25 protein-coding genes are annotated in these 24,049 nt (G+C 57.8%); 15 read left to right on the forward strand and 10 right to left on the reverse strand.

The annotated features are described in order from the left end of the window. The first annotated feature begins 113 nt into the window (after positions 1-113). The 3 genes from WIF35_RS17490 to WIF35_RS17500 all read left to right on the forward strand — a co-directional run bounded on the left by WIF35_RS17490 (position 114) and on the right by WIF35_RS17500 (position 2,192). A complete protein-coding gene (locus WIF35_RS17490) occupies positions 114-653 on the forward strand; it encodes a DnaJ domain-containing protein (RefSeq protein WP_412479488.1) in 540 nt (179 codons plus the stop codon). 15 nt (positions 654-668) lie between these two features. Next, complete coding sequence (locus tag WIF35_RS17495) at positions 669-986, forward strand: hypothetical protein (protein WP_412479489.1); 318 nt, start codon at positions 669-671, stop codon at positions 984-986. 294 nt (positions 987-1,280) lie between these two features. Continuing rightward, the gene (locus tag WIF35_RS17500) at positions 1,281-2,192 is read left to right on the forward strand and encodes a ketopantoate reductase family protein (protein WP_412479490.1); all 912 of its coding nucleotides are present in this window, start codon (positions 1,281-1,283) and stop codon (positions 2,190-2,192) included. A gap of 122 nt (positions 2,193-2,314) precedes the next feature. On the opposite strand, the gene fumC is transcribed toward WIF35_RS17500, so the two are convergent. The 4 genes from fumC to WIF35_RS17520 form a co-directional block, all read right to left on the reverse strand. Then, positions 2,315-3,727 (reverse strand): class II fumarate hydratase, encoded by a 1,413-nt coding sequence (fumC, locus tag WIF35_RS17505; protein ID WP_412479491.1) that lies wholly within the window; start codon positions 3,725-3,727, stop codon positions 2,315-2,317. Positions 3,728-3,745: 18 nt separating this feature from the next. Beyond that, entirely contained in the window at positions 3,746-3,985 is a 240-nt protein-coding gene (locus WIF35_RS17510) for a DUF2789 domain-containing protein (protein ID WP_412479492.1), read from the reverse strand. A gap of 29 nt (positions 3,986-4,014) precedes the next feature. Next, positions 4,015-4,449, reverse strand: coding sequence for a cyclic nucleotide-binding/CBS domain-containing protein (locus tag WIF35_RS17515; protein ID WP_412479493.1), 435 nt, complete (start codon positions 4,447-4,449; stop codon positions 4,015-4,017). Between the two features lie 374 nt (positions 4,450-4,823). Beyond that, positions 4,824-5,438: a tyrosine-type recombinase/integrase gene (locus tag WIF35_RS17520; protein ID WP_412479494.1), complete on the reverse strand. Its 615-nt coding sequence runs from the start codon at positions 5,436-5,438 to the stop codon at positions 4,824-4,826. A gap of 182 nt (positions 5,439-5,620) precedes the next feature. On the opposite strand from WIF35_RS17520, the gene mgtA reads away from it, so the two are divergent. From mgtA to WIF35_RS17535, 3 genes are read left to right on the forward strand one after another with little or no spacing between them, the layout of a single operon-like run. After that, complete coding sequence (gene mgtA / locus WIF35_RS17525; protein ID WP_412479495.1) at positions 5,621-8,188, forward strand: magnesium-translocating P-type ATPase; 2,568 nt, start codon at positions 5,621-5,623, stop codon at positions 8,186-8,188. A gap of 13 nt (positions 8,189-8,201) precedes the next feature. Continuing rightward, entirely contained in the window at positions 8,202-9,674 is a 1,473-nt protein-coding gene (locus tag WIF35_RS17530; protein WP_412479496.1) for an RNB domain-containing ribonuclease, read from the forward strand. A gap of 34 nt (positions 9,675-9,708) precedes the next feature. Beyond that, positions 9,709-10,629: a diguanylate cyclase domain-containing protein gene (locus tag WIF35_RS17535; protein ID WP_412479497.1), complete on the forward strand. Its 921-nt coding sequence runs from the start codon at positions 9,709-9,711 to the stop codon at positions 10,627-10,629. On the opposite strand, the gene WIF35_RS17540 is transcribed toward WIF35_RS17535, so the two are convergent. Both WIF35_RS17540 and WIF35_RS17545 read right to left on the reverse strand, forming a co-directional pair. Then, positions 10,616-11,380: a S1 family peptidase gene (locus WIF35_RS17540; protein ID WP_412479498.1), complete on the reverse strand. Its 765-nt coding sequence runs from the start codon at positions 11,378-11,380 to the stop codon at positions 10,616-10,618. The two genes, WIF35_RS17535 and WIF35_RS17540, sit on opposite strands and share 14 nt — an antisense overlap. A gap of 49 nt (positions 11,381-11,429) precedes the next feature. Further along, positions 11,430-11,795 (reverse strand): hypothetical protein, encoded by a 366-nt coding sequence (locus tag WIF35_RS17545; protein WP_412479499.1) that lies wholly within the window; start codon positions 11,793-11,795, stop codon positions 11,430-11,432. Positions 11,796-12,015: 220 nt separating this feature from the next. On the opposite strand from WIF35_RS17545, the gene WIF35_RS17550 reads away from it, so the two are divergent. The 5 genes from WIF35_RS17550 to WIF35_RS17570 all read left to right on the forward strand — a co-directional run bounded on the left by WIF35_RS17550 (position 12,016) and on the right by WIF35_RS17570 (position 14,558). Beyond that, positions 12,016-12,294: a hypothetical protein gene (locus WIF35_RS17550; protein WP_412479500.1), complete on the forward strand. Its 279-nt coding sequence runs from the start codon at positions 12,016-12,018 to the stop codon at positions 12,292-12,294. Positions 12,295-12,710: 416 nt separating this feature from the next. Continuing rightward, positions 12,711-13,130 carry a hypothetical protein gene (locus WIF35_RS17555; protein WP_412479501.1) on the forward strand — a complete coding sequence of 140 codons (420 nt, stop codon included), beginning with the start codon at positions 12,711-12,713 and terminating at the stop codon, positions 13,128-13,130. Between the two features lie 20 nt (positions 13,131-13,150). Next, positions 13,151-13,447: a GIY-YIG nuclease family protein gene (locus WIF35_RS17560; RefSeq protein ID WP_412479502.1), complete on the forward strand. Its 297-nt coding sequence runs from the start codon at positions 13,151-13,153 to the stop codon at positions 13,445-13,447. Beyond that, positions 13,444-13,920, forward strand: a complete 477-nt coding sequence (locus tag WIF35_RS17565; RefSeq protein WP_412479503.1) for a VF530 family DNA-binding protein — start codon at positions 13,444-13,446, stop codon at positions 13,918-13,920. The genes WIF35_RS17560 and WIF35_RS17565 overlap by 4 nt, the downstream gene beginning before the upstream one ends. A gap of 44 nt (positions 13,921-13,964) precedes the next feature. Continuing rightward, a complete protein-coding gene (locus tag WIF35_RS17570; RefSeq protein ID WP_412479504.1) occupies positions 13,965-14,558 on the forward strand; it encodes an HD domain-containing protein in 594 nt (197 codons plus the stop codon). Positions 14,559-14,729: 171 nt separating this feature from the next. On the opposite strand, the gene WIF35_RS17575 is transcribed toward WIF35_RS17570, so the two are convergent. From WIF35_RS17575 to WIF35_RS17585, 3 genes are all read right to left on the reverse strand, one after another. After that, complete coding sequence (locus tag WIF35_RS17575; protein ID WP_412479505.1) at positions 14,730-15,221, reverse strand: DUF411 domain-containing protein; 492 nt, start codon at positions 15,219-15,221, stop codon at positions 14,730-14,732. Further along, positions 15,215-15,688, reverse strand: coding sequence for an ankyrin repeat domain-containing protein (locus tag WIF35_RS17580; protein WP_412479506.1), 474 nt, complete (start codon positions 15,686-15,688; stop codon positions 15,215-15,217). The genes WIF35_RS17575 and WIF35_RS17580 overlap by 7 nt, the downstream gene beginning before the upstream one ends. 149 nt (positions 15,689-15,837) lie before the next feature. Further along, complete coding sequence (locus WIF35_RS17585) at positions 15,838-17,703, reverse strand: potassium transporter Kup (RefSeq protein WP_412479507.1); 1,866 nt, start codon at positions 17,701-17,703, stop codon at positions 15,838-15,840. 173 nt (positions 17,704-17,876) lie between these two features. Between WIF35_RS17585 and WIF35_RS17590 the strand changes: the two genes are divergently transcribed. The 3 genes from WIF35_RS17590 to WIF35_RS17600 all read left to right on the forward strand — a co-directional run bounded on the left by WIF35_RS17590 (position 17,877) and on the right by WIF35_RS17600 (position 21,779). After that, positions 17,877-18,155 carry an acylphosphatase gene (locus tag WIF35_RS17590; RefSeq protein ID WP_412479508.1) on the forward strand — a complete coding sequence of 93 codons (279 nt, stop codon included), beginning with the start codon at positions 17,877-17,879 and terminating at the stop codon, positions 18,153-18,155. An 86-nt stretch (positions 18,156-18,241) separates the two neighbouring features. Then, on the forward strand, positions 18,242-18,703 hold the full coding sequence (locus WIF35_RS17595) for an acyl-CoA thioesterase (protein ID WP_412479509.1): 462 nt from the start codon (positions 18,242-18,244) through the stop codon (positions 18,701-18,703). Between the two features lie 70 nt (positions 18,704-18,773). After that, complete coding sequence (locus tag WIF35_RS17600) at positions 18,774-21,779, forward strand: ATP-binding protein (protein ID WP_412481269.1); 3,006 nt, start codon at positions 18,774-18,776, stop codon at positions 21,777-21,779. 9 nt (positions 21,780-21,788) lie between these two features. Here WIF35_RS17600 and WIF35_RS17605 read toward each other — a convergent pair whose 3' ends face one another. Then, the gene (locus WIF35_RS17605; RefSeq protein WP_412479510.1) at positions 21,789-22,856 is read right to left on the reverse strand and encodes a GGDEF domain-containing protein; all 1,068 of its coding nucleotides are present in this window, start codon (positions 22,854-22,856) and stop codon (positions 21,789-21,791) included. A 307-nt stretch (positions 22,857-23,163) separates the two neighbouring features. On the opposite strand from WIF35_RS17605, the gene WIF35_RS17610 reads away from it, so the two are divergent. After that, positions 23,164-24,045 carry an alpha/beta hydrolase family protein gene (locus WIF35_RS17610; protein WP_412479511.1) on the forward strand — a complete coding sequence of 294 codons (882 nt, stop codon included), beginning with the start codon at positions 23,164-23,166 and terminating at the stop codon, positions 24,043-24,045. Positions 24,046-24,049: the final 4 nt, after the last annotated feature.

Here is a 24,049-nt window from a genome sequence, read left to right on the forward strand (position 1 = left end):
AATTCAACCCTCCGGCAATGCCGATACCAGCGCGGCATGGGACAGACTCGCTTCTGGCGGCAGCCCGCTGACCTGTCAATATCGCGCCGATAACCATGCCCGGAGGGCGAGGTATGCATGACACCCATGCCGCTACGGGTGACGAAGAATGGGTTATCTGGAATGGCCAGCTCGGCCTGGTCACCACCGCAGCCCTTGGCTACGTCGAAACTGGCGCCAGTGGCAGTAAAGCATGGCTGGCAGAACCCTTTGACATGGTTGGCCCATTCAGTCTCGACGAATTGAAGGCCCACGGCAGAATCGCCTTTGCGGCCTGTCTCGTTATGTCGCGCCTGCGTTGGCAAGAAGACCAAGCGGCATTGAAACGCGATTCAAGAATCCTGCGCCAAGCTGCCCAGGAGCGAATGAATGAGGAATTTGCGCGCTTCTACGGCCACCAAAGCAGCCCCCAAGCCAGGCGCCAAGCCTCGGACGAGCGGGAACATCGCGAAGTGCTGGAGTTGCCGTCCGATGGAAAGATCGATCGACGCGAGGTCAATACCGCATTCCGACGGCTCGCCCAGAAAGCCCATCCAGACGTTGGGGGAAGCCACGAGCAATTCGTACGCATCGCGAAAGCACGCACCGTTCTGCTCGACGCGATTTCGACATAAAAAGGTTAACGGCTCATGACCCACATCATCGAATTCCCCATTGCGAACAATCTGCGAGGCCACGATTACGATGCCGATATTGACGAGATATTGGCGTCCATCCCACCTAAGAGCCGGGAAAAACTCAGGTTTGAGCTGATCAAGACCATCGACAGCTACGATACCTATTTCACGCAGTGGTCCCTTAGTTTTCCTGAAGGCTGCGATGAAACGCTACGCAAGCAAATTTACGACCTGGCGCACCAGGAGCATGGCCGAAAAATGCGCATGCTGAAAGACATCATGCGGCTCAAGGCAATGGTTCTGGTGTCGGAATTCCACAAATCCAGGTAATTGGATTCGAACGCAGTACGCAGCCTCGGCGGACCGAACGCACTGATTGGTTCTAAGGTAGCAAAGGCCAGCGAACAGGCCAACACTATAGGCTGGTGCTCGGCCATCGCCAACCTTAGGCCTCTAGCCAGAATCGGAAGGCTATGCGCCAGTGACCCGAAATCGATCCCGCCTTTTCACCCTATGGCATAGGCTTCATTCAGGAATCACCTACTTTGCAAATTCGACCGGCCATACTTCGATCCTGTGTAGAGTAGATGCCTTGAAAACCAAGCAATGGAACGAGAACAGGATATGAAGACCGCAATCCTGGGGGCTGGCGCAGTCGGCTGCTTTTATGGCGGAATGCTCGCTCGCGCCGGGCGGGACGTGGTGCTGATTGGCCGCGCAGCCCATGTCGACGCCATTCGTTGCACCGGGTTGCGCATGCAGACACAAACTTTTGACGAACAGGTGCCGGTGTCCGCCAGTACCGATGCCGCGGCTGTTGCAGGCGCAAAGCTGGTACTTTGCTGTGTCAAATCAAACGACACCTTGCAGGCAGCCAAAGACATGGCGCCGTATCTTGACCCCGAGGCGATCGTTTTGAGCTTACAAAACGGCTACGACAACGCTGAACGCCTCCAGCAGTTCCTTGGTCGCCCGGTATATCCGGCTGTCGTCTACGTCGCTACCGAAATGGCTGGGCCCGGACACCTCCGCCACCACGGCCGTGGCGAACTGGTCATTGGCCAATTTGCCGAGAGTTCTGAGGTTGTCGCCGAGTTTGCCCGCGCGGGCGTCCGGGTTAGCATCTCCGACGATGTAGCAGGTCAGCTCTGGGCAAAACTGGTGATCAATTGCGCCTACAACGGACTCTCTGCAATAACGCAAATGCCCTACGGACAGCTTGTTGTCGGCGATGGCGTCAGAGAGGTCATCGACGATCTCGTCGATGAATGCCTTGAAGTCGCCAAAGCCGATGGGGTGAGTGTGCAGGATGACATTCGTTCCGTCGTTGCCGGTATTGCGCAATCGATGTCCACGCAAATTTCTTCAACGGCTCACGATGTCGCGCGCGGCCGGCGAAGCGAAATCGACTACATCAATGGATATGTCGTGCGCCGAGCGGCCCAGCTTGGAATCCGGACACCGGTGAATCGCGCCATCCTTGCTCTAGTGAAGCTACTCGAACAGGCTAGCGCAGAATCAAGATCGATTAGTTAAAGCAGGAGACGATGGTCTGGAACTCGGCCAAAGCAGTCCTTCATCTTTTGCACATAATCAGGCTGCTAATCGCCAGTTACCAGCCAAACGCAAAGTGCCAAATCATCTCAGTGTTTGAAAGATTATCTAGTTGCTAGCAATTCGCCATACCCGGCGAATTGCTGAAATCCACTCTTCATCCAGGAATCAAATTCGTCTGACGATACCGTGCCCAGCTTAAGGGCAGCATCCCGTAATGAAAGATGTTCGTGATGGGCTTTCTTGGCTATCTCAGCAGCCTTGTCGTAGCCGATATGGGGAACCAACGCAGTAACCAGCATGAGGGATTGGCCGAGCAATTCGGTAATCCGTTCCACTTCAGCCTCGATACCCCGAGCACAATGGCGATTAAAACTGTGCATACCATCGGCCAGAAGACGAACGCTTTGCAAAAAATTATGTGCGATCATGGGCTTGAAAACATTCAATTCAAAGTTGCCCGAGGCGCCACCAATACTGATGGCCACATCATTACCCATCACCTGACAGCAAATCATGGTCAGTGCCTCGCACTGGGTCGGGTTAACCTTGCCGGGCATGATGGAACTACCCGGTTCGTTTTCGGGTAGCGTGATCTCTCCAAAACCACAACGCGGCCCCGATGCAAGCCAGCGGATATCGTTGGCAATTTTCATCAAGGCGACGGCTAAGGTTTTTAGCGCCCCGTGCGTGGCAACCAGAGCGTCATGACTTGCCAATGCGGCAAATTTGTTATCAGCCGATACGAAGGGGATTCCGCTAACTACAGCAAGTTGAGCAGCAACACGATCCCCAAATTCAGGATGCGTATTCAGGCCATTTCCAACTGCCGTACCGCCGATGGCAAGTTGGTACAGCGAAGGAACAATCGCTTTGATCAACTGTTCAGCATGATCAAGCTGGGCGACATAACCTGAAAACTCCTGTCCTAGCGTTAGCGGTGTCGCATCCTGCAGGTGTGTTCGGCCGATCTTCACGATCTGCGAAAATTCGACCGATTTCTTGGCAAGCGTTTGACGCAATTGAGTGAGGGCTGGCAGCAGATTGCTCTCGATGGAAAGAACGGCAGCAACGTGCATGGAAGAAGGAAACACGTCATTGGAAGACTGCCCCTTGTTGACGTCATCGTTAGGATGTACGAGGCGCCCTTCCCCACGGCCCCCACCCATCAGCTCTGATGCTCGATTGGCTAACACCTCATTCATGTTCATGTTGCTTTGAGTGCCAGATCCGGTCTGCCATACCGAAAGCGGAAATTCGGCTTCGTGTTGCCCTGACAATACCTCGTTGGCAGCCTGAACAATTGCCAGACTCTTGTTGGGGGGAAGCAGAGCGAGATTGCAGTTCGTCTGAGCGCACGCTGACTTTATCTGAGCAAGGGCAAAAACCAGCTCGATAGGCATGCGTTCGCATGAAATGTTGAAGTGCTCAATCGCACGTTGGGTTTGGGCACCCCAATATCGTTCGCTGGGAACGCTGACGACACCAAAGGAATCGCGCTCGATGCGCAATGTCATCACGCACAACCCAGCAAGCTAGTGTCTGCCATGCAGCATGACATTCAAATCATCGGCGACTTCAGCCCAATCGGCATCATCACTAATGGCCTCAGATAAAAAGTTCGCTTGTGCAATCGTCCAGAAACTTGCTTCATGTAATCGTGTGCCATTCGGTAACGGCGCATGAGTGTCAATGAAACGGGAAATTGCAAATTCATCGTTAGGTTTGCCAAGCTGAGCGAACAGATTGCTCATGTTATGGATAGCGTGTTCCATGATTTTTCCTGTCAGAGCCCGTCGTCGCCTTACAAAATGACTGTAATTTCTTCACGACGAACCAACTCCTGTTCCATCTGTAATCCATCGGCATCCAGTGCATCGTGAGCAGCCAATAGACCGATCGGACGACCACGCCAGTCAATCACTGGCAGGTGTCTGAATCCACCTTCGTACATCAAATGCAAAGCATGGCCAAACGGTTTGCTGGAGTGAATGGTCTGGACATCACACGTCATGATTGTCCCCACTTGAATCAAAGATGGATCGCAGGCCTGCGCAACAACACGAAAAACAATGTCCCGCTCAGTACAAATGCCGATCAATAAACCATCTTCTAAGATCAAGACTGCAGATGACTGCCATTCCCTCATGATGATTGCCGCATCTCGAACTGAAGTCGATTTCGTAATGCTTGGGAAGGGTCTGTGTCCGATAACCTCGGAAATTTTGCGGTTTGGCATTGCATTTCCTCTCGCTTGCCAGTGGCACAAGATGTGCCACTTAAGTCAGACCCCCGGCGTGGTATTAGGTTGCAATTGATTTGCCGCAACGCAAAATAGGACAACAGCGTTTTCCTTTGCACACCAGAATAGAAACAACGCAGGCGCCATCAGAGCCTTACTGACAGCTTGTCACCGCAGACTGGAGCAAGTCAGAGGTGTCCCCCGCAATTAAAGTAGGTGGGCACCCCACGAAGAGTTCCCGGCACCACACTTACGTGTCACGACTGAAATGAAACGCAAGGGTTAACCAATAACGCTTGCCACTCAATCCGCTCTCAATTGGCAGCAAAGTGACGGCAAAGCGGTCGCATGGTGCGACCGCCCATTGCTCATCAGATTTCAGTCTGCTCGGAGATTTCCAAGGCATCGTCTACTTCAATACCGAGGTAGCGAACTGTGCTTTCAAGCTTTGAATGGCCAAGTAAAAGTTGAATGGCTCGCAGGTTTTTGGTGCGTTTGTAGATCAAGGTCGCTTTCGTTCGTCGCATCGAATGCGTCCCGTAGATTACTGAATCTAGTCCTGCAGCTTCTGCCCAGTGATGGACGATCCTCGCATATTGGCGGGTCGAGATATGAACTGATCTCGCCACTCGGCTGGGAAAAAGGAACTGACCCCCTCGCAGATGAGACTGCTCCAGCCATGCTGCAACGGAAACCCTGGTCGGTTCTGTCAGTTCAAACTGCACTGGCCTCTGCGTTTTACTCTGGGTGACCATGGTCCTAGAGAGAATTTGGCTCCCATGTGCAATGTCTCGTACACGCAGACTGACGAGATCGCAGCCTCGGAGTTTGCTGTCGATGGCCAGATTGAACATGGCCAAATCACGGACCGCATGTACATTTTGAAGATAGAACCGAATTGCCCAAATGTCCTTTGGTTTGAATGGTGGTTTCTGGCCAACTAGCTTGCCTTTGTTCCAGGCATGACGCTTTTCTAGGTATTCCATTTCAGACTCCTTGGTTGTTGATCGGAGCCTGATGGATTGCCGGATCGACCAAGGGTTCGTTACCGGGAGCACGTGTCTCCAGCGCGAGTTACCAGCTTATCGCTGGCCCATGATTGCTCCTCAGCGAGCCAGAAATCGGCCTATTATGAAACATTGATCGCCAGTCACCCGAAGGATGAGCGATGCAATCACAGAAGGCCACGGCTAAGGCTTGGTGGGTTAGAGCAAATGTTGAACTAGAGTTGGGAAGCCTGAACGCTAATAAAGGCTTGGATAGTTCTGAAGCCAACAAGCTGCTTGCCCAATTCGGCCCCAATACCTTGCATGAGGGGGGGCGCAACAATTTATCGCGCCAATTTCTCTCGCGCTTCAAGAATCCGCTGGTTCTGATTTTATTGGCGGCCAGCGCGGTATCGGCACTGATGGGTGAATTGACCAACTTTGTCATCATCACCCTGATCGTCCTGCTGAGTGTCACTCTGGACCTCGTTCAGGAACATCGCGCCAACCTTGCCGCCGAAAAACTGAAACAGGTCGTTTCCGTTCGTGCTTCGGTATTGCGTGACGGAATTCGCCAGACGCTGATGGTCAGCGAACTGGTTCCTGGCGATCTGGTGTTCCTGGCGGCGGGCGATCTGGTTCCGGCCGATGGTCTGGTGCTCGAAGCGCATGACCTATTTGTCAAGCAATCGCTGTTGACCGGTGAAACCTATCCAGTTGAAAAGCATCCGGGCAATAGTCTCGGCGGCGGCGACGACTTGCAACAGGCGAGCAACGCTGTTTTCATGGGCACCATTGTCATCAGCGGCAGCGCCTTGATCCTGGTAGTCAAGACCGGGCGCGATACGGAAATCGGGAGCATCGCAGAGAGTATTTCAAAACCCGCCGAGCCGACCTCATTCGAGTTGGGCACCCGCCGCTTCGGCATGCTGATCATGCGCCTCACCATCCTGATGGTGATGTTCGTCCTGCTGGTCAATGCCCTATTCCAGAAACCCTGGCTGGAGTCCTTTCTGTTTGCTGTCGCCCTGGCCGTGGGCCTGACGCCGGAACTGCTGCCGATGGTGGTCTCGGTCACACTTTCCCGCGGGGCGATACGCATGGCCAGGCAGCACATGATCGTCAAGCGCCTGTCGTCAATTCAGGACCTGGGGTCGATGGACATCCTGTGCACGGACAAGACGGGCACCTTGACCGAAGCCAAAATCGAGCTTGAGCGCCATGTGGACCCGACGGGTTGCGACAGCGAGCGCGTATTGATGCTGGCCTATTGCAACAGTTTTTTCGAGACAGGACTTAAAAGTCCGCTCGACGATGCGATCCTGGCCCACCGGCATATCGATGTCTCCGCCTGGAAAAAAATCGATGAAGTCCCCTTCGATTTCGAGCGCCGCCGCGTCTCGGTGCTAATTGATAACGGGGAATGCCGCTGGCTGGTTGTAAAAGGCGCGCCCGATGAGATCATCGGCCTGTGCTCACACTACGAGGGCAACAAGGCAGAACAGGTCTTGCCAATCAATGGCGAAGCGCGGGAGTCGATCCGCGAGCAACAACATGGCCTGGAGGAAGAAGGCTTTCGGGTATTGGGGATTGCCTGGCGGCAAGTGCCGCCTGACCACCCCCATGCCGTGATCGGTGATGAAACCGAGTTGGTGCTGGCCGGCTTCGCGGCATTTCTTGATCCACCCAAGAAAAGTGCGGCCTCGGCGCTTGCCGCCTTGGCACGCAGCGGTGTGACGATCAAGATTGTGACAGGCGATAGCGAGCGGGTGACACGGCACGTCTGCGGCCAGCTGAATATCCCCGTGCAAGGCATCCTGCTCGGCAACGATCTGGCCGGGATGGATGAGCACGCCCTGCAGGCACGCGTCGAAAGTACCAATCTTTTTTGCCGGGTCAATCCAGCCCAGAAAGAACGGGTCATCCGCGCCCTGAAGGCACGTGGTCATGTGGTCGGCTATCTCGGCGACGGAATCAACGATGCGCCGTCGTTGCATGCTGCCGACGTCGGGCTGTCGGTGGATTCGGCCGTGGATGTTGCCAAGGAAGCCGCCGACATGATTCTCCTGCGCCATGACCTGCATGTGTTGCATGCGGGCGTGCAGGAAGGGCGGCGGACCTTTGGCAACATCATGAAATACATCCTGATGGGCACTAGCTCGAATTTCGGCAATATGTTCAGCATGGCCGGGGCCGCCTTGTTTCTGCCTTTCCTGCCGATGCTGCCTACGCAGATCCTGCTTAATAATATCCTCTACGACATTTCCGAGATCCCGATTCCGCTGGACAAGGTGGATGCCGTGGAAACTCGCTCCCCGCGCATACTCGACCTCGATTTCGTGCGCAATTTCATGCTCATTATCGGTTCGATCAGCTCGCTGTTCGATTTTCTGACCTTTTACATTCTGCTGGTGGTGCTTCAGGCAGGCGAAAAGCTGTTTCAGACAGGCTGGTTTGTCGAGTCGTTATGCACCCAGGTGCTGGTCATCTTCATCATCCGGACGCGTGGCAATCCGCTGCGTAGCCGGACCCACCCCATACTGATCGCAACCTCCCTGACGGTGGTGCTACTTGCCGCCCTGCTGCCCTTCACACCGCTCGGCATTCATTTCGGTTTTGTCGCACCGCCTGCCGAGCTGTACCTTATTCTCGGAGGGATGGTCGCGGCCTATTTGCTGTGCGTTGAGTTCGCCAAACGCGTATTTTTCAGCAAATTCAATCAATCAAGGATCGCCCAAGCAAAAGGCTGATCAAGGAGCAATCATGCGAAACACGCTGAATAATCATCGTGCCAATTTGTCGATGATTGCCGTTCTGGCAATGTTCAGTCGCGGCCTGGAGCCTGAGTTTTCCCGTGACGCCCAGCGGCAATTAAGTGAGTTGTCCGGACCGGCGAGCGAAGCCGATCAGGGCATTCGCGACCTGACCGGACTACCCTGGTGTTCGATAGATAACGACGACTCCCGGGACCTCGATCAATTGACCGCCATTGAGCCTCTACCGCGCGGCGGAGCAAGGGTTTTTGTCGCGGTGTCCGATGTTGATGCTGTGGTCAAAAAAGGGTCGGCAATCGATGATCATGCGCGAATCAACACGACCTCGGTCTATACCTCAGCGCGCATTTTTACGATGTTGCCCGAGCCGTTGTGCACCGACCTGACCTCCCTCAATCCCGGAAAGGATCGCCTGGCGATGGTCACCGAGATGCATTTTTCAGATGACGGGATTCTTGTGGCTTCGAATGTTTACCGGGCCTTGGTGCGGAACAAGGCCCAGTTGGCCTATGACGCAGTCTCGGCCTGGATCGAAGGCAAAGGTGAGCTACCCGCCGCGGCGCGCGCCATTGACGGAATGAGTGACCAGCTACGCATGCAGGATGAACTGGCCCAAAAACTGCGCGTATTGCGTCGTGCGCAAGGCGCTCTGGAATTCGAAACCTTCCAGCCAAGGGCGTTGTTCCAAGGGGAGCGCCTCACGGCCATTCGTCAGCAGGCACATAACCGGGCGCGGCAGCTTATCGAGGAATTGATGATCGCTACCAATGGCTGTACTGCCCGTTTTTTAGCCGCCCAGGGCAGCCCCTCGCTTAGACGCGTGGTCCGCTCTCCCGAACGCTGGCAAAGGATTGTCGAATATGTCGCTGATTATGGAGTCAGTCTGCCGGACAAGCCGGATGGCAAAGCACTGGAGGATTTCCTGGCCTTTCGGCACAGGATCGATCCACTGCGTTTCCCGGACATTTCCCTGGTCATCGTCAAGTTGATGGGGGCGGGAGAATATGTGGTCGAGCATCCTGACGCCCCGCCCATCGGCCATTTCGGCCTGGCGGTCGAGGACTACATGCATTCCACGGCACCGAATCGTCGTTTCCCGGATCTGATCACCTTGCGTTTGATGAAGGCGGTGCTTGCCGGAGACAACCCGCCGTATTCGAATCTTGAACTCGATCAACTGGCTGCGCACTGTACTGTTCAGGAGGATGCTGCCAAAAAGGTAGAGCGCCAATTGCGCAAGTCCGAAGCGGCCTTGTTGTTGCATACCAGGATTGGCCAGCGCTTTGATGCGCTGGTTACCGGGAGTGGCGCTCACGAGGTTTGGGTCCGAATTTTTGAACCGCCGGCAGAGGGCCGCTTAAGAGGCGATTTGCCCGAGTTAAAGATCGGGCAGTCAATTCGGGTCCGCCTTGTTTCAACTTCAGTAGAACGAGGGTTCATTGATTTCGTTCTTGAGAACTAAAAAACCGCAAGTGCCGAGAGTGTGGGAGAAATAAATGAACGTTTGCCATCCATCGTCGGTTGCCAACGAGTGGCCGGAAGAACTCCGGCTGAAAATCGCGGACTCCCTATTCAATAATTCAAGCGAAGGCATATGCGTTACCGATGCCGGTGAGCGGATCGTTGAAGTGAATCCCACATTTTGCAAAATTTCCGGTTACTCCAAAGAGGAGTTGCTCGGAATGAGCCCAAGGGTGCTGGCTTCCGGTCTGCAGGATCGCGACTTTTTCGTGACCATGTGGGCCGATTTGCTGGATGTCGGGGAATGGCAGGGCGAGTTGTGGAATCGCAAGAAAACGGGCGAACTGTTTGCCGTCCGCCTGAATATTTCGGCGATCTGTAATGCGGTGGGAGAGGTTTCCCACTATCTGGCCATCATGGCCGATGTGACAGCCATGAAAGTGCAGCAGCAGGAGTGGGAGAAAAACGCTAACCATGATCATTTGACGGGTTTGCCCAATCGCACGCTGCTGATGGATCGCCTGCATCAGGCCATGGCGCAGTCGATACGCACGAATCTCGTGCTGGCCGTTTGCTATCTGGACCTCGACGGCTTCAAGCCGATCAATGACATCCACGGCCACAAGGCGGGCGATGCGGTGTTGGTCGAGGTGGCTGCGCGCTTGCGTCGATCTGTTCGTGAAGGGGACACGGTGGCGCGGGTGGGGGGCGATGAATTCGTCCTGCTGCTCTGGGGGCTAGTTAGTGTCGATGAATGCAATCACACGTTGGCTCGAGTGATCTCCGAAATCGACCGCCCGATAGCGATCGGGCATGCCGCAGTTTCAGTCACGGTGAGCGTTGGGGTGACTGTCTTCCCGCAGGATGGCAAGGACCCCGTGTTGCTGACAGCGCAGGCCGATTCTGCAATGTACCGCTCGAAGGTGGCAGGGGGAAACCGTTTTACCTATTTCTGATCGGCGAATTGCTTTGGGTTGGCGGTGACTCTGTCAAGGTCATCAGTGCATCGGCGTACCAGACGCAGTTCAGCCCCAAGGCTTCGTCGAGCACGAGGTCACGCGTGCCAACATCAAGCCGGGATGAATGTATGCCCAGCAACAGCCAGGGCAGGTTCGGCGAGTCCAATCGCTCGTTGCGGGCAACGACCGGCGCGCCGCTGGTTCCTCGATGGGTGCGTGCATCGGTCAGAAAATAGCCGTGGCCTTGAAAACGCAGCCCGAACGAGGAGGCGATGACGGCCTGGCGGGCGACCGGCAGGTGATGCAGGTTGTCCTGAAAACCCAACGGATAGCCCACGACAACAATCGAATGCCCGACTTCAATCGAGTCTTCCTGCTTTGCCAGGTGTTCGGGCGAGAACGCCTGATAAACCACGTCATTGGGCAGGAATTTGCGGGTTATTTCAATCGCAGCTATATCGACGTCGCCAGCAGTATCCGAACAGGTGCGCCATAAGCTGAGGCCATTCTTGTACAAGGGAATGGAATAACGGGATGACTGGGAGAGGTGTTCCTCGCCGATATGGAGCTCGATTTCTATCCGATCCGGGTAATGCGCGTTCAGCGCGTCAAGAAACACGTGCCGGCAGGTGATGAGGAACAGTTGCTCCCCGCGCTCAAAGAAAAACCCCGTGGCGTTCGTCAGGGGCTGGTTGCCCATGAAGGTTTGCACCCTGACGGTGGTCAGCAGAATCGATTCGATCCTCATTGGCTGAATCCGGGACTTGAGCTGCGCAATAACTCAAGCAGGGCAAGGCTCATGACTGATGAGCGCGGGCGTAATTGAGGGCGTCGGCCAGACGGTCGTAATGATAGTCACGGAACTTGTAGCGCCAGTCTTCAAAGGTGACCCCGAACTGTTGCATCAGTGCTCGATCCGTACTGTTCGGGATCGGCCGCGGTAGCCAGTCTGCGGGACTCGTCGCTATCGGTTGTCTACCTTCTCGCTGGATATCCAGTTCGGCGTATGAGAAGGCATCGGACAGACGATCGTATTTGAAGTCGCGATAGACGAATTGTGTTCCGTTGAAGGAAATACCCATTCGCATGGCGCGCTCCTGGTCGACCTCTGAAACACCTGAAGCCGCAAATTCAGGAATGCTGTTTTCGTTTGTCTCAAGCATGGCTTATTAACTCCCAGTTTGTCGAAAAACACCGACGATGTAAGAAACAACGGAAGCGCCAGCCGCCTGACGTATTGAAGGTTCTTGGTGAACCGTTGGCTAGATACAAACTCAATGTAGCACATAAGCATGGCCTGGCCAGGCTAATAACATCCGTCCGGGCAGCAACGAGAAAATGGCGCATACTTGTTCCGTTACCCGTCGCGATGGGATGCTTCGTATGGCAACGCATTTGGTGATTTATGTGAAGGATGGGCAGGTCCAGTCCGTTCTCTCTGATTTCCAGGGTGAGATGCAGTGCCTGGTTGTCAGTGCTAACGATGACGCGATGCCGCAGATCAAGGGAGAGCCCTGGGTCAAGCCCATGGAGTTCCCCGAGGCGGATGGTCAGCAAGCGGTCCTGCAGCCGGTGACGGTTGAGTTTAACCTCGAGAAAATCCAGAAGATCATAGCCATGGAAGAAACCTCGAGGCATGACTTGCTGAAGTTGCTGGAGTGAGCCACGAATTTCCACCCTAACTTTTGCCACGAGGTAGGTGGTGGGAATCAAAAGACCAATTGAGCTTTCGCAACATGATGACGAATGGCAGGTCTATGCACAACAGCAGTCGGTGAGACGATAGCTCTCTAACGGCCGCTTTGGCCGATTAGCTGCCTCCTGAAATCCACCCCGATGCAAAAAATCCGGTGCCCCATTCGTCCCACTGAAGAGGGGGGGCATGCCCATTGACAGTGCTGCTGCGGTGCACAGCACTTTTTGGTCAAAAACCAAAAATATATGCGGCAGACTCTTTTTGCCGAACAACGTGGCATTTGAGAATTCGGCGAGCCGCTTCCAACTCAATCTCCCCTTGGAATTCTGGCGAAACGCACCTATCCTTCCGCCCTTCCTTTTTTTCGACGACAGCCGATTTCATGCTGGATAGTGATCTCTACAACGACTGGCGGATTGGTTTGATTCCGCACATTCCCGGTTTTCCGTTGCCCATCGTCGGGCTGGTTGCGCCCGATGCGCGTTGGCCGGGCATGGTCAGCCTGCACATCTCGAAGGATGTGGCGCTGCATGTGGGGGCGAGCGAGGTCACGGTGCAGGAGACGCGCTTTGCCGACTTCCAGCAGCTTTCCGCCGAAACCGTCGTCGGCAAGGCGGTGGTGGCGGCGCTGGGGGCCGAGGGTGAGGTGAATCCTTTCGATCTGGTCGCGGTGACGAGCTATTGCGTGTCAAAGGGCATCAGCGCCGAGGCGGACGTGGCGCGGGCGGTGCGGCTGATCCTCGAAGCCTACCGCGAGCTGGCGCGGCAAATCCTGGCGCAGAATCAGGCGCGCATCCACTGAGCCGGCCGAGGCCAAACCCCTTGAAACCCTGGTATCTCTACCTGATCGAATGCGCCGACGGCAGCATTTATACCGGGATCACCACGGATGTCGCCGCCCGCTATGCGGCGCATGCGGCCGGGCAGGGGGCGCGCTACACGCGGTCGCATCCGCCCAGGCAACTGCTGGGCGTTGAAACCCATCCCGACCGTTCTTCGGCCTCCAAGGCGGAATATCGGATCAAGCAACTCACTGCCGCCGAGAAGCGGCTTTACGCAGCGACTCTGGCGGTAGAAACTCCTGTCGACAACGCCACTTTTCGAAATCCCGCCCCATGACACCCGACCTCGATTACAAGAACAATCCGTTGCACGGCGTCAGCTTGAAGCAGCTGCTGACCGAAATCGTCAATCACTACGGCTACGAAATCCTCTACGCCTACTTGAACATCAATTGCTTCAAGGTCAATCCGAGCATCGACGCCAGCGTGAAATTCTTGAAGAAGACGGATTGGGCGCGCGAGAAGGTGGAAGCCTTCTATCTCTACCAGTTCAAGAGCCTGCCGCGCGCTTCCGACGAGCAGTTCGAACTGCCGCCGCGTGATCGCATCGTGCCGCCGGACCAGAAACCCGGCCTGCCTGCCGAATTGAGCCTGGAAGACGCCGAGCGCTTGCGCGAAAAGCGCGCCAGGAAGGCGGCCGAGCATGACCGCCAGGGTGGGCCGCGCCGAGGCCCGAGCAAGGAGGCACCACGCCGTGCCAGCGCGCCGCCGCCCGACAATGTCGATCCCTGGGCGAAGTGGCGCAAGTAAGCCGGGTATTCGGATCGTTCACCCCTGAAAGAGATCGCAGCATCGTGAACCTATCGGATCTGGAAAGGCAGCTCGCCTTCCTCAAGGAAATCGACCGACTCAAGAGCGTCGTGCGCCTGTCGCCGCTGATCGACCGCTCGCGCCGCGAAAACAGCGCCGAGCACTCCTGGCACCTGGCCATGTACGCGCTGGTGCTCGCCCAGCACGCCGCTGGCTCGGTGGATGTGACGCGCGTGGTGAAGATGCTGCTGATCCACGACATCGTCGAGATCGATGCCGGCGATGTGCCGTTCCATGTGCCCGAAACCCATGTCGGCCAGGACGAGCGCGAACGCCTCGCCGCCGAGCGCATTTTCGGCCTGCTGCCCGCAGCGCAGGCGGCCGAGTTCCACGACCTGTGGCGGGAATTCGAAGCGGCCGAAAGCGACGACGCCAGATTCGCCAAAGCGCTGGATCGCTTCCAGCCCATGCTGCACAATGCCGCCACCGACGGCGGCACCTGGGTCGAATGCGCAGTGACGCTGGAGCAGGTGACAACCCGCTGCCAGCCGCCCATCGAGCGCGGCTCGCCGGCGCTGTGGCAAGCTGCGCTTGGCATGGCGGAAGCGCACTTCAACAAGGCGCCGCCGCAGGAATGATTTGGCGGCGGCTCGGCCGGGCCAAAGCGCCATTCGCCGGTAGCCCGTGAGGCTCGATGAACGGGGCCGCCTGGGCCCGGCGCACGCCGAGAGGTAGCCGTTCAGCGCGCCAGAACGCACCAGGAGGCACTGCTGCGGTGCACTGCCCATTTCGGGCAAAAACCAAACCTCTCAGTGGCGGGCGTAAATCTTGGTCTTGCCGTCCTTCAGCACCAGCAGGGTTTCGTAGAACTCGCGGCGGACGCGCGGGGAGGCGGTGCTGTCCTTGTCGAGCATGGTGCAGGCGGTTTCGCAGGTCGGGCTGGAGAATTCGCGGCCGGGGGCGCCGAGCGGCAGGCCGGGCACGGCCAGGCCACGGGCCTTGGGTTTTTCGGCCAGCAACTCCTTGATCTGGTCGGCGTGCACATGACCCTCGATGAAGTAGCCGGCCACCGTCGCCGTGGGCACGGCTTCGAGGTCTTTCGGCACTTTCAGGCGTTGTTTGACGGCTTCCATGTCGTCGGTTTGCGTCACCTTCACAGCAAAACCGTTCTGCCGCAGGTGGTCGGCCCACTCGATGCAGGCCAAGCAGACGGTGGGCATGTAAACCTCGATGGTCGGCAGTTCGCCGGCGCGGGCCGGGCCGGCGATGAGCAGCAGGACGACGAGCAGGCGCTTCAGCATGGTTTGCCGGCCTTGCAGCCTTTCAATATCCACAGCGACAGGATGCCGGCGGTTTCGTCGGCCTTGACCTTGCGCGCCATCGAGCCGGCGTCGCGGCCGTTGTCGGTCTTGGCCAGCGGGTCGGCGCCGGCCTCCAGCAGAATCTGGGTATTGAGCGTACGGCTGCCGTAGGCCGCCATGTGCAGCGGCGTGGCACCGTCGTTGTCGCGCGCGTTGGGGTCGGCGCCGGCGGCGATCAGGGCCTTCATGGCGCTGACGTCCGGGTTCATGGCAGCCAGGTGCAGCGGGGTGGAGCCGAGGGCGGTGCGGGCGTCGCGCTGCTTGGGGTCGGCTTTGAGCAGGCGTTGCACATCGGCACCACTGCCGAGGCGGGCGGCGTCGTGGATGGGCAGGTCGGGGCTCTGTTTTTCGGCGCTGGCCGGCAGGGCCATGAGAGCGAGCAGCAGGGGGATGAGGAATCGGCGCATCGGGTGCTCCTTGTGTTGTCGTGGATGCGATTCTTACCGGCAGGGAATCAGACAGCTTTGATCCATGCTAGTTTCAGTTTGTGCTAATTCACTGATGTAAAAAGAAAAAGCCCCGCAAGTTGCGGGGCTTGTCGGGGCGTGCAGGGCGATCAAATAATCAGCTGGGTGCCGAGTTCGACCACGCGGTTGGTCGGGATGTTGAAGAAGTCCGAGGCGCTGGTGGCGTTCTTGGACATCGCCGCGAAGAGGCGGGCGCGCACCTGGCTCATGCGCTTGGTCATCGACGGCACGATGGTTTCGCGCGACAGGTAGAAGGTGGTTTCCATCATGTCGAAGCGCTCGCCGTGGTGCTTGCACTGTTCCAGAATGGCCGGCACGTCCGGGCTTTCCATGAAGCCGTAGCGCACGACGATGCGCATGAAACCCTTGCCCATGCGATGCAGGTAGATGCGGTCGAAGTCGTTCACGTGCGGCGTCTGCACGGTCTGGATGGTGACCAGCGCGACGCGCTCGTGCAGCACCTGGTTGTGCTTGAGGTTGTGCAACAGGGCGGGCGGCACGCCTTCCTTGGAACTGGTCATGAAAACGGCGGTACCCTGGATGCGATGCACGCCGTCGATGGCGCCGATGAAGTCTTCCATCGGAATGGTCTGCTTGGCCATTTCTTCGGAAACCAGGCGACGGCCGCGCTTCCAGGTGGTCAGCACGGAGAAGGAGACGATGCCCATGACGACTGGGAACCAGCCGCCTTCCGGAATCTTGATGACGTTGGCCGAGAAGAAGGCAATATCGACACAGAGCATGGTGCCTGCAGCGATGATCACGGCAAAGACGTTCCAGCGCCAGAGCAGGGCCATGACGAAAGCGACCAGGATGGTGTCGATCAGCATGGTGGCGGTGACGGCGATGCCGTAGGCAGCGGCCAGGTTGGAGGAGTTCTTGAAGCCGATGACCAGGGCGATGACTGCGAGGTAGAGCGTCCAGTTGGTGAAGGGCACGTAGATCTGGCCTTCTTCCTTGCCCGAGGTATGGACGATCTGCATGCGCGGCAGCAGACCCATCTGAATGGACTGGCGAGCGACCGAGAAGGCGCCGGAGATGACGGCCTGCGAGGCGATGACGGTAGCGGCGGTGGCCAGGCCGACCATCGGGATCATGGCCCAATCCGGGGCGAGGTGGAAGAAGGGGCTGGCGATGGCTTCCGGCTCGACCAGCAGCAGGGCGCCCTGGCCGAAATAGTTGAGGACCAGGGCCGGCATGACGAAGCCGAACCAGGCGAGGCGGATCGGGAAGCGGCCGAAGTGGCCCATGTCGGTATACAGCGCTTCGCCGCCGGTCACGGCCAGCACGACCGAGCCGAGCGCGAGGAAGGCGAGGCCGGGTTCGGTGGCGATGAAGTGGATGGCGAAGATCGGATTGAGTGCTTCCAGCACATGCGGGTTCTGCGCGATCTGCAGCACGCCGAGCACGGCGAGGATGCCGAACCAGGCGACCATGACCGGGCCGAAGAAGAGGCCGACGGTGCCGGTGCCGCGCTTCTGGATGAAGAAGAGGCCGGTGATGATGCCGATCGTGATCGGGATGACGTAGGGTTTCAGCGTCGGGGTGATGATCTCCAGGCCTTCGACGGCGGAAAGCACCGAAATGGCCGGGGTGATCATGCTGTCGCCGTAGAACAGGGCGGCGGCGAAAATGCCGAGCATGGTGGCGATCCAGGCCAGGCGCGGGCTCTTGGCGCGTTCGGTGACGAGGGCGAGCAGGGCGAGCGAGCCGCCTTCGCCGCGGTTGTCGGCGCGCATGATGACCGTCACGTACTTGAGCGAGACGAGCGCCATGATGGACCAGAAGATCAGCGACAGGATGCCGAGGATGTTTTCGGCGGTGACCGGGATGGGATGATGGCCGTTGAAGATTTCCTTCAGCGCATACAGCGGACTGGTGCCGATGTCGCCGAAGACGACCCCGATGGCGGCGACCGTGATGGCGGCCAGCGGTTGCTTCGAATGAGACTGCATGATTTCCCCTACAGCGCCTCGGTTTTGCGGCGCAATTCGTTGTAAATCACCCTCATGCGCGGTCTAGAATGAGTGCCGGCTTATGAAGGTAATTTGTGAATCTAGCACTTTAGTAAGGGCATGGGTATAGGTTCACCAATGTGCAAGCAATGTACGAATGGGAGATTCTGGCGATGGCAAAAATCGGCCGCCAATTACGCATCGAAGGCATCGTCCAGGGCGTCGGCTACCGTCGCTCCATGGCCGACCAGGCCAGGCTGCTCGGCCTCGTCGGCTGGGTGCGCAACCGCAGCGATGGCAGCGTCGAGGCGCTGGCCGTCGGCGACGAAACCGCAGTGAGCCGCCTGATCGACTGGGCACACCGCGGCCCGACCCACGCCCGCGTTGAGCGGGTGCATGTGGCCGAGGGCGAGGGGGAGTTCGAGCTATTCGAGCAGTGGCCGACGGTGTGAGGGCAAATGCTGCGGTGCACCGGCCAAAACAGGCAAAAATGCACCTTGTCGCTGGTTAGAATGTCGCTTTTGCTCTTGCCCTGACCATGCCGCGTATCTTCCTGCACCGCTTTTCCGTCACCGACGACTCGATCGACCGCAACGGCCACGTCAATAATCAGGACTATGTGCGCTGGATGCAGGAGGCGGCGTCGGCGCATTCCGACGCCCAAGGCTGGACGGAAGCGCGTTATCGCGAAACGGGCACGACCTGGGTCATCCGCTCGCATTTCATCGAATACCTGCGCCCGGCCTTCGCCGGCGACGAGATCGTCGTTGCCACCTGGGTGGCCGGCATGGACGACACCACCTCGCCGCGCAAATACCGTTTCGTCCGGGCGCGCGACGGCAAGACGCTGGTCGAGGCCGAAACCCGCTGGGTGCATTGCGACGCCAACACCGGCCGGCCGCTCACTATTTCGGATGAAGCGCGCGCCGCCTTCCCGCTTGTCACCGACGAAGCCGAGGTTCGGGGAGCCGTCATGGCTTTCCGTGCCGAGGAAAAATAACGCGATGAATTCAGCACGCGCGGTACGCCATTTGCTGCTAGTCGGGCTTGTTGGGGCCAATTTGCTGGTCATGTTGTTGACCGGTATTTCATTGGTCCAGAGCAGGGCGCAGTACGAACAGCGCGCCGAGGTGCTGACCCAGAACATTGCCCAGGCGCTGGATCAAAACGTATCGAACAATATCGCCCGCATCGACCTGGCACTCGGGGTCGTGGTTGATGAACTGGAACACCAGTTGGCGGAAAAGGGCGTTGAACCGGCGCGGATGAACGAATTTCTGGATCGCCAGGAGAAACGTTTGCCGGAGGCGGAAGGTTTTCGCGTGGCTGACGCCGAAGGTAAGGTTATTTTGGGTAAGGGGGTCGATCCGGCGCAGAAAGTCAGTTGGGCGGATCGGGATTATTTCCTCTACTGGCAAGAACACAATGACAGCCAATTGCAGATTTCCAAGCCGCGCATGGGGCGAGTGGCCAAGCAATACATCATCGGTTTTTCGCGGCGTTACAACTATCCGGATGGTCGGTTTGCCGGTGTCGTCTCGGCGCCGATTGCACTTGAGCATTTGAGCAAGCAGTTGTCGCAATTCGATCTCGGCAAGCATGGCACGTTGATTCTGCGCGACAACGACCTCGGATTGATCGCACGCCATCCGCCGATTCCGGATCAGCCGGTTGGGCGAATCGGCAATGCATCGGTCTCTCCGGAGTTCCGCGAACTTGCCCAGTCGGGCAAACGCTCGGCGACTTATCACCTGCGGAACTCACCCGACGGTTACGAACGAATCCTGACTTTCCATCGCCTCGATGGCGCACCGATGATCGCAATCGTCGGCATGGCTAGCGACGAATATCTTGCCTCCTGGTACGAGAAGCTCTATCAGGGACTTGGGCTGCTGGCCGGCTTTATCGTGCTTTCCATATTGGCCGGGGCAGGACTGCTGCGGCTACTGAAACTGGTCGATGCGCGCCAGGCGGCATTGGCCGTCAGTGTCGAGACCGAGCAAAGGCGGCAGAAGAGCTTGCGTCGCCTGAGCGAGATATCTTCTTTGGCTCATGTCGACGTCAATGAGCAGCTACGGCGAGGTCTGGCACTGGGGGCCGAGCATCTTGGGCTGGAGTTCGCAATCATCAGCCGAGTCGATGGCACAAGCTATCGAATCGTCGTTCAGCTCTCACCACCAAACACCTTGCAGGATGGCCAGTCGTTTTCGCTGGGTAATACCTATTGCAGCCTCACGCTGGCTCAGAACGACGTGTTGGCGATCCCCAAAATGGGCGAGTCGGAATATCACAGCCATCCCTGTTATCGGGAGTTTGCCCTAGAGGCTTATATTGGCGCTGCCATCCGGGTGAACGGTGAGGTGTTCGGTACCCTCAATTTCAGTTCGCCAAAACCCTATGCTCGCGACTTTGACGATGGCGATCGCGAATTCATCGCACTGATGGCACGCTGGGTCGGTTCGGTGATCGAGCGCGATCAGGCGCGCCAGAGTCTGGCGGCGAGTGAGGACAAGCTGCGCAAGCTTTACGAGATGTCGCCGCTGGGGATCGCCCTGAACGACATGAATGGCCGTTTTGTTGAATTCAACGCGGCCTTTGGCGCGATTTGCGGTTATTCGGAAAGCGAATTGAAACAACTCGGTTACTGGGAACTGACACCGAAGAAATACGAGGCGCAGGAGCAGGTTCAGCTTGAGTCTCTCGCGCGTACCGGCCGCTATGGCCCTTACGAGAAGGAATATATCCGCAAGGATGGTTCCCTGATTCCGCTTCGCCTCAACGGCGTGAACATTACGACGGCCAGCGGCGAGCGCTATATCTGGTCCATCGTAGAGGATATCAGCGAGAGCAAGCGCCATGAGACCGAATTGCTGAACGCGCGCGAGGCAGCGGAGGCGGGAAGCCGGGCGAAATCGGCTTTCCTGGCAACGATGTCTCATGAGATCCGGACACCGATGAATGGAATTCTCGGCATGGCGCAATTGCTGCTGCTACCCGATCTAGATGAAACTGAGCGCCAGGATTTCGCCAAGACGATTCTGAATTCGGGTGAAGCGCTCCTCAAATTGCTGAACGACGTACTCGATTTGTCCAAGGTGGAAGCCGGTAAGCTCGAGTTTCAACTGGATTCAGTCGATCCCGCGCTGGTGATCCACGAGGTTTATGGACTTTTTGTCGAGCAGGCACACGACAAAAACCTGGAATTCACCGCAGAATGGCTAGGAAGTGCAGAGACGCATTACGAACTCGATCCCTTGCGTCTGCGTCAAATGCTGGTCAACCTGATCAGCAATGCCATCAAGTTCACCGCCGGTGGGTATGTTCGTGTCACGGCTAGCGAAATAGAGCGCCAGGAGTCGGAGGCCGTGCTTGAGTTCAGTGTTGCCGACAGCGGGATCGGAATTCCCGAAGAAAAGCAGCACCTGTTGTTCAAACCATTCTCGCAAATCGATGCCTCCAATACGCGCGGCTACGGCGGTACCGGTCTGGGCCTGTCGATCGTGCGGAATCTTGCCGAGTTGATGTCAGGCACGGTGGGAGTCGAAAGCGAACCTGGGAATGGTGCTCGCATCTGGTTCAGGATCAAGGCACGAATCGCGACGATGAGCAACGAGCCTTGTGTGGCGATTTCTGCCGCGAGTGCTTTGAGTTGTGGCAAGGTGGCCGATTCACCTCTGCCGATCATGGTGGTCGAAGACAATCCGACCAACCGCAAGGTGATTGAGGCCTTGTTGCACAAAATGGGATATCAAGTACTGCTCAGCATAAATGGAGCTGAAGCAGTTACCGTGCTGGAAAGTGCCAGCGAGCGGCCGGCATTGATCCTGATGGATGTGCAGATGCCGGTGATGGATGGAATCGAAGCAACCAAGCAAATACGCCAGCAGGAAAACGACCGCGGCCTACCTCAGCTGCCGATCATTGCGCTGACAGCTGGAGCTTTTGATGAAGATAGGCAACATTGCCTCGCGGCCGGTATGGATGATTTCCTGACCAAGCCGATTCAGGCAGAAGAATTGTCAGCAGCACTCAAGCGCTGGATTGAGAGCGGCACTGTCGACGAAGTCTCTGAATAGTTCCGAGGTTTAGAAAAACTCCGCTTCCTCGAACGATGGCTCGGTGAAGATGCCGCGTTCGACCAGGTCGTGATAGGCGTAAACGCGGTTGCGGCCATCCTGCTTGGCGCGATAGAGGCTGCGGTCGGCGCGGCTCAATACTTCCACCGGCAACACTTCGGGCGAAGCCTGGCAGAAGCCGATGCTCACCGTCAGCTTCTCGACGCGCGGGAAATAATAGGCTTCGATGGCCATGCGCACGCGCTCGAAGACGTTCTTGGCGATCTCCGCCGTATCGGCCGAGATGATGGCGACGAATTCCTCGCCGCCGTAGCGATAGAGCAGGTCGGAGGAGCGGAAGGTATGGCTCATCAGGCGGGCGACCAATAGCAACATTTCGTCGCCGACCATGTGGCCGAAGTGATCGTTGATGCGCTTGAAATGGTCGATGTCGATCATCGCCAGCCAATAGCGGTTCGACGGTGCCGAGCGGCGGCCGCCGTTCTGCCCGTTGACCAGATCCGGCCGGCTCAGCGCGCGCCAGATGCGATCGAAACTGCTTTCCAGCGCCTGGCGGTTATGCAGGCCGGTCAGTCGGTCGCGCAGGCTCAGGTCGAGCAGCGCGTAATAGTTCGAAAAGACCTCCAGCACGCCGCGGATCATGCTGTCTTCGACGGCGGACACCTCATGGTCGCGCTGGAAAACGAAGAAACCGCACACTTCGCCATCGCCCAGCAGCGGGTAAGCCACCATGAAGTCGCCTTCCACCTTGCGCGTGCACGGCTTGCCGAGCAGGCGAACGCTGTCGGTCAGTGCGATGACCTCAGCCGGCAGGCCGGCCAGATTGTTCACTTCCTCGACCCGCTCGACCATGCGCGACATGCCATCGTTGTCCACCACCTTCGAGCGGTGGTAATTGATGACACGAATCATGTTCTGCCCGTCATCAGTCCGGTACAAGGACGTATCGAGCACCCCGAGCAAGGGGCCGAGCGTGCGTAACAGGCTCTGCTCGAGCAGTTCCGTGTCGCGAATCGAGGTCATCTTGCCCAACTTGCCGAGCAAGCCCGGCATCCGGTTCTGAGTGGTATCCGGCATGTCAAAAATCTATAACTTTGGTATTAACTTTAAATTATGCACCTGCCCGATGGGCAAGGCGAGAGGGCTCGGAGGTCTCTTGGCCGAAAAAGTTCGTTTGTAAAGGCGGTTTTACAAATCTTCCTGAAAACAAGCGCTTGCCGGATGTTTTGCGCCGGAAAAAAAAGAACACACGCCACCCTGCCTACTGCGGTGCACAGGCAGAAATGGGCAAAAACCGAAGCCCTGTCGATATAAAATAAGCAATCGCTAATGCATTGTTTGCACGGGGAGCGATTGATGCTCCCGTGCCTTCGGGATCGGTTTGATGAACATCATTTGGCTGCTGGCCTGGGCTGGCTTGCTGTTGGTTTTGCTGTTTGCTCTGCGCTGGCTGGTGCATCGTTCGCTGGCGCCGGAGCGCGTGCCGAATCGCCAGCTCCCCGCCTTGCCAGGCTGGCGAAAGCTGCGCCTGCCGACCGAACGCGGACGCATGTTAACGGCGTGGTTCCTGCCGCAGAATGAGCCGTCGCCGGCGTTGGTGGCGCTGCACGGCTGGGGCGGCAATGCGGATTCGCTGTTGCCGCTGGCGGCGCCCTTGCAGGCGGCGGGTTATGGCGTGGTGCTGTTCGATACGCGCTGCCATGGCGATAGCGATGACGACAATTTCGCGTCGCTGCCACGCTTTGCCGAGGATCTGGCGGCGGTGCTCGATGCGCTCAAGGCCGAGCCGAGCGTCGATGCGGCGCGGATTGCCGTGTTCGGGCATTCGGTCGGGGCCGGGGCCGCGCTGTTGGCGGCAACCCGCCGTCCCGACATTGCGGCGGTGGTCAGCCTGGCCGCCTTTGCCCACCCGGCCGAGATGATGCGCCGCTGGCTGCGGGCCAAGGGGGCGTTGTGGCAGTCGGTGGAGAAGTCGCTGCTGGCCTATGTGCAGCGGGTGATCGGCTTTCGCTTCGACACCATTGCGCCGCTGACCAGCATGGCGCAGCTAACTTGCCCGGTGCTCCTGCTGCACGGCGCCAACGATGCGACGGTGCCGCTGACCGATGCCTACCGTCTGCAGGACGCGGCCGGGCGGCCGGACGTTCGCCTGCTGGTGCTCTCGGGGAGCCACGACGAATTCACCGAGATGGAGGCGCATCTCGGCGAGGTGCTGGCGTTTCTCGATAGTGTGCTGAGGCGCGTGCCTTCCAGCGCGCCGGCTTAAGCCG

The organism is Azonexus sp. IMCC34839 (genome assembly GCF_047047955.1).
In the GTDB taxonomy this organism is placed as follows: domain Bacteria; phylum Pseudomonadota; class Gammaproteobacteria; order Burkholderiales; family Rhodocyclaceae; genus Azonexus.

Excerpts from the sequence above, each read along its gene's own strand:
- WIF35_RS17490 (WP_412479488.1), top strand. The coding sequence starts at position 114 with ATGCATGACACCCATGCCGCTACGGGTGACGAAGAATGGGTTATCTGG.
- WIF35_RS17495 (WP_412479489.1), top strand. The coding sequence starts at position 669 with ATGACCCACATCATCGAATTCCCCATTGCGAACAATCTGCGAGGCCAC.
- WIF35_RS17500 (WP_412479490.1), top strand. The coding sequence starts at position 1,281 with ATGAAGACCGCAATCCTGGGGGCTGGCGCAGTCGGCTGCTTTTATGGC.
- fumC (WP_412479491.1), bottom strand. The coding sequence starts at position 3,727 with ATGACATTGCGCATCGAGCGCGATTCCTTTGGTGTCGTCAGCGTTCCC.
- WIF35_RS17510 (WP_412479492.1), bottom strand. The coding sequence starts at position 3,985 with ATGGAACACGCTATCCATAACATGAGCAATCTGTTCGCTCAGCTTGGC.
- WIF35_RS17515 (WP_412479493.1), bottom strand. The coding sequence starts at position 4,449 with ATGCCAAACCGCAAAATTTCCGAGGTTATCGGACACAGACCCTTCCCA.
- WIF35_RS17520 (WP_412479494.1), bottom strand. The coding sequence starts at position 5,438 with ATGGAATACCTAGAAAAGCGTCATGCCTGGAACAAAGGCAAGCTAGTT.
- mgtA (WP_412479495.1), top strand. The coding sequence starts at position 5,621 with ATGCAATCACAGAAGGCCACGGCTAAGGCTTGGTGGGTTAGAGCAAAT.
- WIF35_RS17530 (WP_412479496.1), top strand. The coding sequence starts at position 8,202 with ATGCGAAACACGCTGAATAATCATCGTGCCAATTTGTCGATGATTGCC.
- WIF35_RS17535 (WP_412479497.1), top strand. The coding sequence starts at position 9,709 with ATGAACGTTTGCCATCCATCGTCGGTTGCCAACGAGTGGCCGGAAGAA.
- WIF35_RS17540 (WP_412479498.1), bottom strand. The coding sequence starts at position 11,380 with ATGAGGATCGAATCGATTCTGCTGACCACCGTCAGGGTGCAAACCTTC.
- WIF35_RS17545 (WP_412479499.1), bottom strand. The coding sequence starts at position 11,795 with ATGCTTGAGACAAACGAAAACAGCATTCCTGAATTTGCGGCTTCAGGT.
- WIF35_RS17550 (WP_412479500.1), top strand. The coding sequence starts at position 12,016 with ATGGCAACGCATTTGGTGATTTATGTGAAGGATGGGCAGGTCCAGTCC.
- WIF35_RS17555 (WP_412479501.1), top strand. The coding sequence starts at position 12,711 with ATGCTGGATAGTGATCTCTACAACGACTGGCGGATTGGTTTGATTCCG.
- WIF35_RS17565 (WP_412479503.1), top strand. The coding sequence starts at position 13,444 with ATGACACCCGACCTCGATTACAAGAACAATCCGTTGCACGGCGTCAGC.
- WIF35_RS17575 (WP_412479505.1), bottom strand. The coding sequence starts at position 15,221 with ATGCTGAAGCGCCTGCTCGTCGTCCTGCTGCTCATCGCCGGCCCGGCC.
- WIF35_RS17580 (WP_412479506.1), bottom strand. The coding sequence starts at position 15,688 with ATGCGCCGATTCCTCATCCCCCTGCTGCTCGCTCTCATGGCCCTGCCG.
- WIF35_RS17585 (WP_412479507.1), bottom strand. The coding sequence starts at position 17,703 with ATGCAGTCTCATTCGAAGCAACCGCTGGCCGCCATCACGGTCGCCGCC.
- WIF35_RS17590 (WP_412479508.1), top strand. The coding sequence starts at position 17,877 with ATGGCAAAAATCGGCCGCCAATTACGCATCGAAGGCATCGTCCAGGGC.
- WIF35_RS17595 (WP_412479509.1), top strand. The coding sequence starts at position 18,242 with ATGCCGCGTATCTTCCTGCACCGCTTTTCCGTCACCGACGACTCGATC.
- WIF35_RS17600 (WP_412481269.1), top strand. The coding sequence starts at position 18,774 with ATGTTGTTGACCGGTATTTCATTGGTCCAGAGCAGGGCGCAGTACGAA.
- WIF35_RS17605 (WP_412479510.1), bottom strand. The coding sequence starts at position 22,856 with ATGCCGGATACCACTCAGAACCGGATGCCGGGCTTGCTCGGCAAGTTG.
- WIF35_RS17610 (WP_412479511.1), top strand. The coding sequence starts at position 23,164 with ATGAACATCATTTGGCTGCTGGCCTGGGCTGGCTTGCTGTTGGTTTTG.